This window comes from Haemophilus parainfluenzae, from assembly GCF_003253005.1.
In the GTDB taxonomy this organism is placed as follows: domain Bacteria; phylum Pseudomonadota; class Gammaproteobacteria; order Enterobacterales; family Pasteurellaceae; genus Haemophilus_D; species Haemophilus_D parainfluenzae_M.
The window spans coordinates 42,004-55,860 of sequence record NZ_QEPZ01000003.1 but is presented as its reverse complement, the minus strand read 5'-3'; the positions used below and the strand labels follow the sequence as shown (position 1 = coordinate 55,860).

Genomic DNA, 13,857 nt, shown 5'->3' with positions numbered 1-13,857 from the left:
TGATATGCACAGAATAACATTATCAAAAATATTGCTTTGGCTTGGTGATTTTGGTGCTTTTTTTTCCTCTTTTTTTATTTCATTGATGCTATTGCCTTTACTCAATGATAGTCAAGTCGTTTTTCCAAAAGAGGAGCTAGATGAATATATTCTTATTCACCTCGTGATTTCTCTCAGTTGTGTATGCTGGTTTTGGATTCATTTACGTCACTATACATATAGAAAACCTTTTTGGTTTGAGCTTAAAGAAATACTTCGAACCTTAGTTATATTTTTTATTATAGAACTGGCAATTATAGCTTTCTCTAAACTTTATGTATCTAGAACATTATGGGGCGGGACTTGGTTTTGGATTGTAGTTTTAGTGCCTGTAGTTAGAATTAGTTTAAAAAAATTACTTTTGAAACTAAATTTATACCAAAAAGATACAGTTATTATTGGTAGTGGTCGAAATGCTAAAAATATATATAAAGCACTATCTGATGAGTCTTATTTAGGTTTTAGTTTTTGCTATTTTGTTGTATCTGATGCTATTCCCGAAGTCGGTATAGATAAAATTAAAGTAATCGATGCAAAGAATAAGGATATCATTTCACTTTTGCAACTAGATACTAAGACGGTTCAGTTCATATTAGCTGTAGATGACGAAATATTGTTAGATTCTTGGTTGAGATATTTAGCTTTGAACAAATGCCGTTCAGTTTCTGTTATTCCTAATATTAGAGGAATACCATTGTATGGTACAGATATGTCTTTCTTATTCAGCCATGAAATGTTGCTGTTGAGAGTTAATAATAATCTTGCAAAGCGTTCCTCTCGTATTTTAAAAAGAATAATGGATATTGTAGGTTCTTTAGTTATTATTATTCTACTTTCTCCAGTATTGCTTTATCTTTATTTCTCAGTAAAAAAAGATGGAGGTAATGCGATTTATGGACATCCTCGAATTGGTCATAATGGAAAAACGTTTAACTGCCTGAAATTTAGATCCATGGTTGTGAATTCTAAAGAAGTGCTAGATGAATTGCTAAGAACCGATCCCGAAGCAAGAGCTGAATGGGAAAAAGATTTTAAATTAAAGAATGACCCTCGCATTACTAAAATCGGTGCTTTTATTCGTAAGACAAGTTTAGATGAATTACCTCAACTCTTTAATGTTTTAAAAGGTGAAATGAGTTTAGTTGGTCCTCGCCCTATTGTAGCTGAGGAGTTAGAGCGCTATCAGGATGATGTTGAATATTACCTTATGGCAAAACCAGGAATGACGGGGCTATGGCAAGTAAGTGGTCGTAATGATGTAGATTATAGCACTCGCGTTTATTTTGATTCTTGGTATGTGAAAAATTGGTCACTTTGGAATGATATTGCCATTTTGTTTAAAACAGTTGATGTAGTTTTGAAACGAGATGGCGCTTATTAATAACAATAGCTTGCTAAACAACAAAATGAAATCATTAAATCTTAATTATATGACGCGGCTAGATCATTTACGATTTTGGGCTGCCTTGTTAGTCATTTTTTTTCATTTCAAGGGGAAGATAACTTTGTCTGTAGATGATGTTGGAATACAGGGTGCTTTTTCATCATTGAGTAATTTTATTAAAAACTGGATTTTTGCAGGCTCTACTGGAGTAAGTTTATTCCTTGTTTTAACTGGATTTCTTTTTTGTTTAATTAGTGATCTGGGACATAAAAAAATTAAATATTCTGGATTTATCTATAACAGAGTTTTAAGAATATTCCCAATGATGGTCTTGTTAGCTTTTATAGTCATTACAGCAAGCAGACAAACATCAACTCCAATGGATATTTTTAGGATATTAACTTTACAGCTGAATACTGGTCATTCATATACTGGTTGGGGACATCAATTTTACCCTAGCGGACCAATTTGGACGATCGGTGTTGAATTTCAGTTTTATTTATTATTTCCTTTTCTTGCACTATTTTTAGCACGGTTTGGAGTTAAGTATTTATTAGGTTTAATTTTACTAATTGTGTTAGTCAAATTTAACCTATTTGTTCTAAAGGGAGATAGTATTTACTATAATTTATATCATTCAATTGTTGGTAGATTAGACCAGTTTCTAATTGGAATGTTATTTGCTGTATTATATAAAACTGGGTTTTTTCAAAGAATAAATGGTAATAATATTGCGGCTTTATGTATTCTAATATTTTCATTATTAGTGTTAATGGGGCAATTTGGTAATAAAAATTTCCTATCCTTTACAATTGAAGCAGTATGTTGGGGAGGAGTGGTTGTTTCTTATTTATCTATGAATTTATTTCACTCCGTAATTCTAGATAAATTTTTAGCAAAACTAGGAGAATTAAGTTTTTCAATATATTTGTTACATCTACCAATTATTGATATGTTAAATAAAACTTTCTCATATTCATCACCAACAACTTTGACAGAATTATTTTTGGCATTTGTCTGGAAAGTGCCAGTTGTAATCACGATTGCTTTCCTTACCTTTAATGTTGTCGAAAAACCTTTTATGTCATTGCGAGTTAAATATACCTCATAGATTTAGAAAATGTTATGATAAAAGAAGTCCAATCCCTTCGTTTTTTTGCTATTTTAATGGTTATTTTCGTTCATTCTCCAATTATTTTTCCTGAAGAGTGGGGCTCAATGAAAAATGCTATTTGGAAAGTATTTCATACCTCTACAGGAGTTGAGTTATTTTTTTGTGTTAGCTGGTTATTTTATGATGGCTAGTTTAGAAAAATTGGAAATATCTAATCATTCTAAAGCTAATGGAGCAAAACTCGTAGTTGAGTTCATGATAAAGAAATTTAAGAGATTAGCTCCTTCTGCCTATTTTTGGGTGTTTGTAGCTTTGTTTTTTTCTGTATTTTTACCAAATAAACAACTTTTTCTAGAACCATATCAAATGGCTCAAAAAGTTTTTTCTACAATATTATGGGTTAGAAATTTTAATGAGGCTGCTGAACCAACACATTTAGGTTACTTCTGGGCTATATCCTTGGAGTTCCAATTTTTTGTTATATTTAGCATTATTTACTTATTTTTAGGAAAGAAGTACGTAATATATATATCGGTATTATTTTGTTTGATAATGATGATTTACCGTCCTGGTGAAAAAATGGGATGGCTCTTTAGATTTGATCCTATGCTTTATGGGGTTCTTATATATTATTTTATAAGGTATATCGGGCAAGATTTTATAGAAAATATTTTTAAGGCTGGAAGAAAATCAAAAATTTTCATATCACTATTACTAGTTGCTTCCTTATCTGCTGTCCTGCCGATGTTAGCTATATACTCTAATTTTAAATTTTCAGTAAGTTCAATAACAGCCGCTTTTATGTTATTATTGGCATTAAGTAATAATGGTTATTTTTATCCCAAGAATAAGATTTTATCCACAATTGTTGATTATATTGCTAGTCGTAGTTATGCTCTATTTTGTACTCATATTTTGGTTTGGTGTATAGTGAAAAGAGTTTATATATTACTTGGCATAGATAACCAGCTATCATTATTTTTATTTGCGATTGTTGCTATGTTCATAGCTTCCGAATTTAGCTATAGGTATATAGAAAACCTTTTAGTTGTTAAAAAATAATGAAAAAATTCCTCATCACCGGCGGTTCTGGCTTCATCGGTTCCGCCCTTATTCGATATATCATTAACCATACTCAATATTCTGTTATCAATATTGATAAACTGACCTATGCGGCAAATCAATCCGCTTTGAAAGAGGTAGAAAATAATCCTCGCTATGCTTTTGAGCAAATTGATATTTGTGATCTTAAGGCGATAGAAAGCGTTTTCGAGAAATATCAGCCAGATGCAGTGATGCATTTGGCGGCAGAAAGTCATGTCGATCGTTCTATTTCGGGAGCGGCTGATTTTATTCAAACCAATATTGTTGGTACTTATACGTTGTTAGAGGTTGCTAAGAATTATTGGCATACCTTAGACGAGGTTAAAAAATCTGCCTTTCGATTCCACCATATTTCTACAGATGAAGTGTATGGGGATTTATCCCTTTCTGAGCCAGCCTTTACCGAACAGTCTCCTTATCATCCGAGTAGTCCTTATTCAGCATCAAAAGCGGCGAGTGACCATTTGGTTCACGCTTGGCATCGTACTTATGGTTTGCCAGTGATTATCACAAACAGTTCCAATAACTATGGGGCTTATCAGCATGCTGAAAAGCTCATTCCTTTAATGATTTCAAATGCGCTGATGGGGAAGCCTTTGCCAATTTATGGTGATGGACAGCAGATTCGTGATTGGTTATTTGTGGAAGATCATGTTCAAGCTTTATATTTAGTTTTGACAAAAGGTCGAGTCGGGGGAAACTATAATATCGGTGGAAATTGTGAAAAAACAAACCTTGAAGTGGTTAAAACCATTTGCCAATTACTCGAAGAACTTGCACCTAATAAGCCTAATCACATTAAGTATTATGAAGATTTAATGACTTTTGTAAAAGACCGACCTGGTCACGATGTGCGATATTCATTGGATTGTTCTAAAATTCATGCAGAATTAGGTTGGCAACCGCAAATAACCTTTGAACAAGGGCTTCGTCAAACGGTAAAATGGTACCTAGAGAATAATAGATAAATAAAGGAGAAGAACCACATGCAAATTACATTATCAACGGCTCCCGCTTCGGAGAGTTGGGGCAAAAATGCCATTTTAAGTTTTAATCAAGATCAAGCCGTTATTCATCTTAAAGATGATGAAAAATCGAACCTTGTTTTAGTTCAAAAAGCCGCACGTAAGTTACGTGGGCAAGGTATTAAAGATGTTGAACTTGTGGGGGATGCATGGGAGTTAGAAAATTGTTGGGCATTTTATCAAGGTTTTTACTCGGCGAAGCAAGATTATTCGATTGAATTTCCTCATTTAGATGATGAGCCACAAGATGAATTATTGGCCCGTATTGAATGTGGCGATTTTGTGCGTGAAATTATTAATGAACCGGCACAAACCCTTACTCCGGTTAAATTAGCAGAACGCGCGGCTGAGTTTATTTCTAAACAAGCCGAAAATTATGCCGATAAAAGTGCGGTCAGTTTTCAAATCATTTCTGGCGAAGCGTTAAAAGAGCAAGGTTACCATGGGATCTTTACTGTAGGTCGAGGTTCTATTAATAAACCAGCTATGCTGCAATTAGATTTTAACCCGACTAATGATCCAAATGCGCCGGTATTAGCTTGTTTAGTCGGTAAAGGTATTACTTTTGATAGTGGCGGTTATAGCATCAAACCAAGTGATGGTATGAGTACTATGCGTACCGATATGGGCGGCGCAGCGTTATTAACGGGCGCATTAGGATTTGCGATTGCGCACGGTTTAAATCAACGTGTAAAACTCTATCTGTGCTGTGCAGAAAACTTGGTGAGTGGTAATGCGTTTAAATTGGGTGATATCATCACGTATAAAAATGGTGTAACCGCTGAGATTTTAAATACTGATGCGGAAGGTCGTTTAGTATTGGCGGATGGCTTAATTGAAGCCGATAGTCAAAATCCACAATTTATTGTGGATTGTGCAACCTTAACTGGTGCGGCGAAAGTCGCAGTGGGTAATGATTACCACAGTGCACTTTCTATGGATGATGCGTTGGTAAATAGCCTATTCCAAGCTGCGAAAGAAGAAAATGAACCGTTCTGGCGTTTGCCTTTTGAAGAATTCCATCGTAGCCAAATCACATCTTCTTTTGCTGATATTGCAAATACAGGTACAGCACCGGTTGTCGCGGGCGCAAGTACTGCAACGGCATTTTTATCGTATTTTGTGAAAAACTATCAACAACGTTGGTTGCATATTGATTGTTCGGCCACTTATCGTAAATCAGGTAGTGATTTATGGGCGGTTGGCGCAACTGGAATCGGTGTGAAAACATTAGCAAATTTATTAGTAACGAAAGCAAGTTAAGTAGGATTTTATGACAGAACGTACTTTTTCAATTATCAAACCCGATGCAGTAAAGCGTCATTTAATTGGTGCTATTTTAGGGCGTTTTGAAGCACAGGGATTCCGTGTCGTTGCGCTTAAAATGGTGCAATTAACCAAAGACCAAGCGGAAGGTTTCTATGCGGAACACCAAGGTAAACCATTTTTTGAACCGTTGGTGGAGTATATGATGTCTGGACCGATGGTGGTTTCTGTATTGGAAAAAGAAAATGCCGTGAAAGATTACCGCACTTTAATCGGGGCAACGAATCCGGCTGAGGCGGCAGAAGGCACTATCCGCAAAGACTTCGCGTTAAGCCAGCGTGAAAACTCTGTCCATGGTTCTGATAGCGTTGAAAGTGCAAAACGAGAAATTGCTTATTTCTTTGTAGATTCAGAAATCCAACCGTAATTCATTTCTATAAAAAAGCACTTAGTGAATCGCTAAGTGCTTTTATTTTTATTGCTTTTCAATTTTTGAGATAGTCTTTTTCATTGGATCAATTTCAGCCCGAATATGAAAGGCTTTTGCCAAATTCTCCGCATTTAACACGGCTTGCGTTTCACCTACAGCTAACAATTTTCCTTTATCTAATAGAACAATTTCATCACAAAATTGATAAGCCAATGAAAGATGATGAATCGCGACAACACATGTGTGTTGTGGTGTGAGTGATTGAAGCTGTTCCATCATATCAATTTGATAATAAGGGTCGAGTGGCGCAATCGGTTCATCGACCAATAAAACAGGGGATTCCTTAATGCAACAACGAGCAAGTTGCACACGCGCTTTCTCACCGCCAGAAAGTTGTTGAAATGGCTTATTAAGCAAATGCATTATCGCAAATTTTTCTGAAAACGCTTGAATTTTTGACCGCTCTTTTTCTTTTGGTAACGGAGTTGCTAAACCTAACGCTATCACATCATAAACGGATAAATCCCAATGAATTTGCGTATTTTGAGCGAGGTAAGCAATGTGTTGGCTTTTTTCAGTTGCATTCATTTTGCTTAATGGTTGGCTATCGAACCAAACCTCCCCTTGTTTGAGGGGCAAGATACCCGCAATGGTTTTCAATAAGGTAGATTTTCCCGCACCATTGGCGCCCATAATGCCGATCAATTTACCTGATGGAAGCGTACAGTTGATGTCATTTAAGCAATAGGATTGGGTGAGTTTTTCAATTCTAATCATAGATTTTTCTCTGTTGCGTTAATAACATCCAAATCAAGCAAGGCGCGCCGATAAGTGCCGTCAATGTGCCGATGTAAATATGTGAGAACAGCGGGATATATAAAATGGCTAAATCGGCCAGTAACAGCAATAATGCCCCGATTAACGCACAGCTGAGGTAAAGCTGTGATGGGCGAGTTTTCAATAAAATACGGGCAAAGTGTGGTGCGATTAAGCCGATAAAACCAATGGTGCCGGTTTGTGGAATGGTTGCCCCCACTAATAAAGCCACACCGAAGGTGCTGATGAAAAAGCTACGTTTCGGATCCACGCCCATGGTGCTCGCTGTTTCCTCACCAAAGGTGAGTAAATCTAAGTATCGGCGAGTGTGGTATAAACAGAAAATCCCCACCAGAACAATGGGGAGTGAAATAAGTAAAGTATCTAATTTTGCCCACATCAACGAGCCTTGTAACCAGCGGTAAAGTTCGGCTAATGCCCACGGACTTTCCGCGTTGGAAAGCAGTAATGCAATTGCTGAACCAAGCAACATATTAACCGCTAAACCGCTTAGAATCATCATCGTGGTGCCGTAGTTTTTGGCGATCAAATACACGATGAAAAAACTTAAAAGCGCCCCAATTACACCACCCGCTAAAAGCAGTGAAAATGGCACAGCAAAATAATAAAGAATAAATACGCTAGCAGCCGTTGCACCAGCGCTACTGCCGAGTAAGCCTGGACTCGCTAATGGATTTTGGAAAATACCTTGCATCGCATTGCCGGCAATCGCTAGGCTGGCACCCGTCAATAAAGCTAAACCAATGCGTGGGAAACGAATATTCCACAGCACCATCGAACGCATATCGGTGAGCACGCCATCCGCATTTTTGAGATGCGCGAAATCACCGAGCTGATGATAAACAGCAAAGCCGCTAATCAATAGCAACGCGAAGAAAAGTGCGGTATTTAATTTAAGTGTTTTGGTCAATGATCAATTTCCTATGTAATCCAAATATTATTTGTTAATTTTAGTTTGTCAAATCTCCCCTAACCCCTCTTTAGCAAAGAGGGGTTAGGAGAGATTTGCAACTACATTATTTTAACTGTTGATAAATCTTCTCCGCTCCTTGCCATACGCCGTGATCGAAGCAATAGGTATATTTCATCGGGATGCTGACAAGCGGTTGGTTTTTGAAAAAATCTTGCAACATAGGGTGGTGTAGTAATTCGGCTTGTGCATTGTAACCTTGTTTGTCAGTCAGAGAAATTAGCACATTTGGTTGACTTAAAATTACTTTTTCTAGTGAGAAATTTTGTGCAGTAAGTGGTGTTTTTAACGGTGTTAATCCGAGCAAATTTAACAGCACGGGATATTGCGGATAGTAACTCTCTACTACGCCTGTTTCCGACAAAATTAGTGTGTCAGTAAGCGGTCGATTTAAGTGAAAGTTTTGCGATTTGAGTTTTGTTACTAAATCTGCCGCCTTTTGCTCATCCCCCAGTTGCTTGCCTAAGTCTAGAATCAGCGCAAATAATTCATCAGGCGTTTGTGGGCTGTCGTTAATAGGAATAATCTTCGCATTGAGTTTTTTCAGCTCTGCGACTAATTGTGGATAAAAGGTTTCGTTAATCAGAATAGTTTTATCCAAATAGGGCAATAATTCCGTTAATTGTGGTTCCAGCACAGGTTTGTCGGTATTGATTTTGTCTAACATCATCAACGGATTTTTCGAATAAGGTGACTGTGCGGCAATTTGCTCAGGACGTGCAATTTCCGACAAAAGACGATCGCCACAAAGCGTGAGCGAGACAAATTGCTCCGACGCATGCGAAGTCAATGGCAAGAAAAGTGCGGTTAAAATCAAACGAGTTTTTTGCATATAGATAATAATACGCTACGCCGTTAATAATGTAAAAAAGGCGTGCTAAGCACGCCCTTATATCTGGATAATAATTAGAACGATCCTTTCAACCCAACGTAAACGTTGCGACCGTCTTGGCCGTAGCCAAGTACGTTTTCGTATTTTTTGTTGAATAGGTTGTTGAGGTTCGCATAAATTGTCAAGTAATCTACCACTTTGTAGTTCAAGCCTAAGTTTGCCAAGGTGTAAGATGGCATTTTGAAATCGCCGGAATCAAGGCGTTTACCTACATAAGAAACATTCACATCAGAACCTAGTTTTTCCGTGATTTGATAAGCTAAACCAAGGTTTCCTGTGTGTTTTGGACGGCGAACGTAGTTTGAACCATATTGATCATTTTCAGATTTAATATAGGTGTAAGTATAGTTCGCGTAACCTGACAGCTGCTCGGTAAATTTACCGTTATACGCCACTTCTACGCCTTTGATTTTGGTTTTACCGTCACGATTGATTGTGCGATAAGCTGTAGAACCTCTAACTGGGACTGCAGAAAGGAAATTATCTACATTACGGGCAAAGAGTGTGGTATCTAAGCTATGACGTTTGTCATTGCTTTCAACTAATAAACCTAATTCACCACCTAAGCTTTTTTCTGGTTTTAAATTTGGGTTTGCAGCCCAACTGGTATAATTTCCCCATCCATAAACATCAATAAATGTTGGATTGTGGATTGCTTTACCAATACTTGCGTGTGCTTTTAAATTTTGTGATAAACGATAAGCTCCAGCAAGGCGAGCCGTGAATGCATTTTCAAATAAGCTGTTATCTGTATAACGACCGCTTACAGAGAGACTATGGTCAGATTCAGTAAATAAACGGTATTCAGCAGCGATACTTTTCTCGGTTAATTTTTTCTCAGCAAAGTTGTAAGCGGAAGCAATATATTTCGTATTTTGATAATCCGCTAATACGCTGACGGCTTGTTTGACTTCACCTTCACGGTCGAAGTTAATATCAAGTTGATAGTTCGTATTCAACTTTTTGCTGTCGTATTCTGTTTTACCAACAGCGGAAGCCCAACTTTTATATTGTGCAGTATCAGTATCCATTTTAACGTGACTTACCGCCGCTTTATGCACAAATAAATCTTCTGCATTACCAAAATAACCGCTTAATTTATAGCGAGTTTCGCGTGTACGGGTATTATCATCAAATTTTAATTCATCTGCTGCACTATTATCAAAATGCAAGGTTTGAGAAGAGTGAGAAGCAAGGAAATCCACTCCTTTTTTACTATCATCAAAACCTAAACGCATAGACACGTTATCACGGTGGAAGCCGTCTTTTTCAGTTGCCGGCACGTTTGTGCTTTTCATGCCGGATACGCTCGTATAATTAAATACGTGTTCGCTACGCGCAGAAATCCCTTGTGTACGATGGCTATCGCCATGAAGCGCATAATAAAGGCCATGATGCTGACCGGAAAGTGTAACAGAACCATCTCGTGTACGGTGCGACCCTGTGCCAAAGTCAAAATCTGCATTAAATGGCTTGTCTTTATATAATCCACTTTTTGTGGTGATATAAACTACACCACCCATAGCATCACTGCCCCAGAGTGCAGATTGCTCACCACGTAATATTTCGATATGTTCAATATTACTTAATGCTAATCCACCAAAATCAAAGTTAGTATCAGCCGGATTAACGCGAATGCCGTCAATAATGACCGCAGTATGTTTTGAATTTGCACCACGTAAAAATAAACTAGTTACAGCACCACGACCTCCAGTTGCTCCCATTGCCACACCTGGCACAGTCTTCAATACATCACTTACATAAGTCGCATTACGCTCAGCAAAATCTTTTTCTGTTAATACGGTGACTGATGATGCAGTTTGATCTTGGTTTACAGGTGTTGCGTAAGCTGAATACACATTGATCGGTTCAAGCTCGGTTTTGGTTTCAGCTTGTACAAAAGCTGACGCACTCAATAAAAGTGCGGTAGTAATTAAGTTAGTTTTCATTAAGTTGGTTCCTCTTTTAGAAAAGTGCACTATTTTGGCACAATAGAAATTCATTTCCTAGTTGAGAATTTTCATTTACTTTACAAATTCTGTTCATTTTGTAAAAAAATTCGGTTTTTGACCGCACTTTTTCGCCTTTATCCGCCTTATAGTTTCAAGTATAATGCCTGTATTTTTCATCACATTGTTATTAAAAAATTATGAGTACAAAATTCAACGTAAAAACATTCCAAGGCATGATTTTAGCCTTGCAAGAATATTGGGCAAATCAAGGTTGTACCGTTGTTCAACCTTTTGATATGGAAGTGGGCGCTGGAACTTCTCACCCAATGACTGCATTACGCGCGTTAGGCCCAGAGCCGATGGCATTTGCTTATGTGCAACCTTCACGTCGTCCTACCGATGGTCGTTATGGCGAAAACCCAAACCGTTTACAACATTACTATCAATTCCAAGTGGTGATTAAACCGTCTCCAGATAACATTCAAGAACTCTATTTAGGTTCACTTGAAATGCTCGGTTTCGATCCGACACAAAACGACATTCGTTTCGTAGAAGATAACTGGGAAAACCCAACCTTAGGTGCTTGGGGCTTGGGCTGGGAAGTGTGGTTAAACGGCATGGAAGTGACCCAATTTACCTATTTCCAACAAGTGGGTGGCTTAGAATGTAAACCAGTAACAGGTGAAGTGACCTACGGTTTAGAGCGTTTAGCCATGTACATTCAAGGCGTAGATTCTGTGTATGACTTAGTTTGGTCTGACGGTCCGCTTGGCAAAACTACTTACGGTGATGTGTTCCATCAAAACGAAGTTGAGCAATCAACCTATAACTTTGAACACGCAAACACAGATTTCTTATTCTACTGCTTCGATCAATACGAAAAAGAAGCACAAGAGTTATTAGCCTTAGAAAAACCATTACCATTGCCGGCTTATGAGCGTATTTTGAAAGCAGCACACAGCTTTAACTTGTTAGATGCACGTAAAGCGATTTCGGTAACCGAGCGTCAACGCTACATTTTACGTATTCGTGCATTAACTAAAGGCGTGGCTGAAGCTTATTATGCAAGCCGTGAAGCCTTAGGTTTCCCTGGCTGTAAAAAATAGGCAAAAAACAACCGCACTTTAAGCATTAACACAACGATATAAGGAGAAAATAATGAAAGATTTTCAATACCCAGATGATATCTACACGGAAGCAGAAACTGATCCTAATACACTTGCGAATTTAGGCCCATTGGCAAAATTAGCAGGGGTTTGGGAAGGTAAGCGTGGTGTGGATATCAACCCGAAAGCAGAAGGGCCAGAAAAAGATCCTTATATCGAGCGTTACGAAGCCCATCCAACTGATGGTCAAACCAACGGTCCGCAACTCTATTATGGATTACGTTATCACACCCATATTGTTGAGCCAGGTGAAGTGGAAACATTCCACGACCAAGTGGGTTATTGGTTATGGGAACCTGAAACAGGCAATATTTTATTAACAGGTAGCATTCCACGTGGGCAAACCTTTATTGCTGTCGGTAATGCCCCAGCTGATGCGAAAGAGTTTACGGTAAAAGCAGTACGTGGTTCACTAACAAACGGTATCATTTCGAATCCGTTCTTAGAGCGTTCATTTACAACGGAAAGTTTTGAAATGACGGTAAAATTCCATGATGATGGCACTTGGTCATACGATCAAACAACAACCATGATTATCCCGAATTATGATGCGCCGTTTGAACATCGTGATCGTAACCGCTTAACCAAAATTGCTGAGCCGAAATTAAATCCAACTGCGGCAGCAGAACAAGGAGGTGAATAATGAAACCCATTCTTTATTATGCGGCAGATTGCCCTGATACTGCGCCATTTGTGGCAGAGTTAAAGCGCTTGGGCGTGGATTATGAGTCAGTGGAAGTATTATCTTCCATTCCAAACTTGAAACAATGGTTACGCTTACGTGATCGTCACGCCGCATTTGATGATGCCAAAGCACAAGGCTATGCGGGCTTTCCAGCGTTATTGTTAGATGATGATCGTGTTATTTTAGATGAATCTAAATTAAAAGAGATTTTCTAAAGTGATGAAAAAAACGTTAGCTCTTGCAACCTCTGCCATGATTTTGATCGCTTGTAATGAAAACCAAGACAAGTTGGAAGATTCGTAAGTAGTTTCATTTCATAATAGAAGTAACAAGTAATCCTAAGGATCTTACTATGACAATTGAATTTAAAAATGGCGTTCCTACTTTCTTTGAGCAAGGACCGACGATTTGTTTGCGTGATCCCTTAGCTGCATTTTTAGGTGCAGCAGAAGGTGGTTTAATGACCTATTCTTATCAAGATGCAGTGAAACTGGCTGGTCATTCTTGCCCGACTGTTGCAGGAAGCTTTGTTGCGGTTATTCGAGGTTTAAAAGCGCTTTATGGTAATGACATGCCAGAGCGTGGCAATATTGAAGTATTGATGACAAAAGGTAGAGAAGAAGGCACAACAGGTGTGGTTGCCTCTATCGCAACATTACTTACGGGCGCAACAACGGAAGTGGGTTTTGCTGGCATGGGTGTGGCTAAACGTTTTTCTCGCCGAAATTTATTGAGCTTCAATAATGAAACTGATGCGACCTTCATCTTAAAACGTAAAGATAATCAAAGTGCGGTTAAATTAACCCTTAATTTAGATGAAGTAGCCCCATGGTCAGATGAAATCCGTGAGTTGCTGCCAAGAGCATTTAACAATCAATTAAAAGCAGATGAAATCACGCATTTCCAAAGCCTCTGGCAAGAACGGGTAAAACGCATTTTAGTGGATTGCGTGAATGAAGAAAGATTGGTACTAGTAGAAAAATTAGATTAGGT

At 38.0% G+C, this 13,857-nt stretch carries 15 protein-coding genes; 11 read left to right on the top strand and 4 right to left on the bottom strand.

Features of this window, described 5'->3' with window-relative positions; translation table 11 throughout:
- Positions 1–4: 4 nt before the first annotated feature.
- From wbaP to ndk, 7 genes are read left to right on the top strand one after another with little or no spacing between them, the layout of a single operon-like run.
- The gene (gene wbaP, locus DPV97_RS04635) at positions 5–1,420 is read left to right on the top strand and encodes an undecaprenyl-phosphate galactose phosphotransferase WbaP (RefSeq protein ID WP_070714824.1); all 1,416 of its coding nucleotides are present in this window, start codon (positions 5–7) and stop codon (positions 1,418–1,420) included.
- Positions 1,407–2,534: an acyltransferase family protein gene (locus DPV97_RS04630; protein ID WP_070714825.1), complete on the top strand. Its 1,128-nt coding sequence runs from the start codon at positions 1,407–1,409 to the stop codon at positions 2,532–2,534. The genes wbaP and DPV97_RS04630 overlap by 14 nt, the downstream gene beginning before the upstream one ends.
- 14 nt (positions 2,535–2,548) lie before the next feature.
- Positions 2,549–2,728 (top strand): hypothetical protein, encoded by a 180-nt coding sequence (locus DPV97_RS09575; protein WP_070714827.1) that lies wholly within the window; start codon positions 2,549–2,551, stop codon positions 2,726–2,728.
- Positions 2,718–3,599 (top strand): acyltransferase family protein, encoded by an 882-nt coding sequence (locus DPV97_RS04625; protein ID WP_070714830.1) that lies wholly within the window; start codon positions 2,718–2,720, stop codon positions 3,597–3,599. Before DPV97_RS09575 ends, DPV97_RS04625 begins: the two co-directional genes overlap by 11 nt.
- Complete coding sequence (gene rfbB / locus DPV97_RS04620) at positions 3,599–4,609, top strand: dTDP-glucose 4,6-dehydratase (protein ID WP_070714832.1); 1,011 nt, start codon at positions 3,599–3,601, stop codon at positions 4,607–4,609. The genes DPV97_RS04625 and rfbB overlap by 1 nt, the downstream gene beginning before the upstream one ends.
- Before the next feature lie 18 nt (positions 4,610–4,627).
- Positions 4,628–5,929: an aminopeptidase PepB gene (gene pepB, locus DPV97_RS04615; protein ID WP_049374676.1), complete on the top strand. Its 1,302-nt coding sequence runs from the start codon at positions 4,628–4,630 to the stop codon at positions 5,927–5,929.
- Positions 5,930–5,939: 10 nt separating this feature from the next.
- A complete protein-coding gene (ndk, locus tag DPV97_RS04610) occupies positions 5,940–6,359 on the top strand; it encodes a nucleoside-diphosphate kinase (RefSeq protein ID WP_049374675.1) in 420 nt (139 codons plus the stop codon).
- 48 nt (positions 6,360–6,407) lie between these two features.
- On the opposite strand, the gene DPV97_RS04605 is transcribed toward ndk, so the two are convergent.
- The 4 genes from DPV97_RS04605 to DPV97_RS04590 form a co-directional block, all read right to left on the bottom strand.
- On the bottom strand, positions 6,408–7,139 hold the full coding sequence (locus tag DPV97_RS04605; protein ID WP_070714834.1) for an ABC transporter ATP-binding protein: 732 nt from the start codon (positions 7,137–7,139) through the stop codon (positions 6,408–6,410).
- On the bottom strand, positions 7,132–8,109 hold the full coding sequence (locus tag DPV97_RS04600) for a FecCD family ABC transporter permease (RefSeq protein WP_070714836.1): 978 nt from the start codon (positions 8,107–8,109) through the stop codon (positions 7,132–7,134). The genes DPV97_RS04605 and DPV97_RS04600 overlap by 8 nt, the downstream gene beginning before the upstream one ends.
- A gap of 106 nt (positions 8,110–8,215) precedes the next feature.
- A complete protein-coding gene (locus DPV97_RS04595; protein ID WP_070714838.1) occupies positions 8,216–9,001 on the bottom strand; it encodes a substrate-binding domain-containing protein in 786 nt (261 codons plus the stop codon).
- 74 nt (positions 9,002–9,075) lie between these two features.
- Entirely contained in the window at positions 9,076–11,010 is a 1,935-nt protein-coding gene (locus DPV97_RS04590; RefSeq protein WP_070714840.1) for a TonB-dependent receptor plug domain-containing protein, read from the bottom strand.
- 200 nt (positions 11,011–11,210) lie between these two features.
- On the opposite strand from DPV97_RS04590, the gene glyQ reads away from it, so the two are divergent.
- The 4 genes from glyQ (at position 11,211) to DPV97_RS04570 (ending at position 13,855) form a co-directional block, all read left to right on the top strand.
- Complete coding sequence (gene glyQ / locus DPV97_RS04585; RefSeq protein ID WP_070714842.1) at positions 11,211–12,119, top strand: glycine--tRNA ligase subunit alpha; 909 nt, start codon at positions 11,211–11,213, stop codon at positions 12,117–12,119.
- 52 nt (positions 12,120–12,171) lie between these two features.
- A complete protein-coding gene (locus tag DPV97_RS04580) occupies positions 12,172–12,822 on the top strand; it encodes an FABP family protein (protein ID WP_070714843.1) in 651 nt (216 codons plus the stop codon).
- Entirely contained in the window at positions 12,822–13,079 is a 258-nt protein-coding gene (locus DPV97_RS04575; protein WP_005709778.1) for a hypothetical protein, read from the top strand. The genes DPV97_RS04580 and DPV97_RS04575 overlap by 1 nt, the downstream gene beginning before the upstream one ends.
- Before the next feature lie 137 nt (positions 13,080–13,216).
- Positions 13,217–13,855, top strand: coding sequence for a hypothetical protein (locus DPV97_RS04570; protein WP_070714845.1), 639 nt, complete (start codon positions 13,217–13,219; stop codon positions 13,853–13,855).
- The last annotated feature ends 2 nt before the right edge of the window (positions 13,856–13,857 follow it).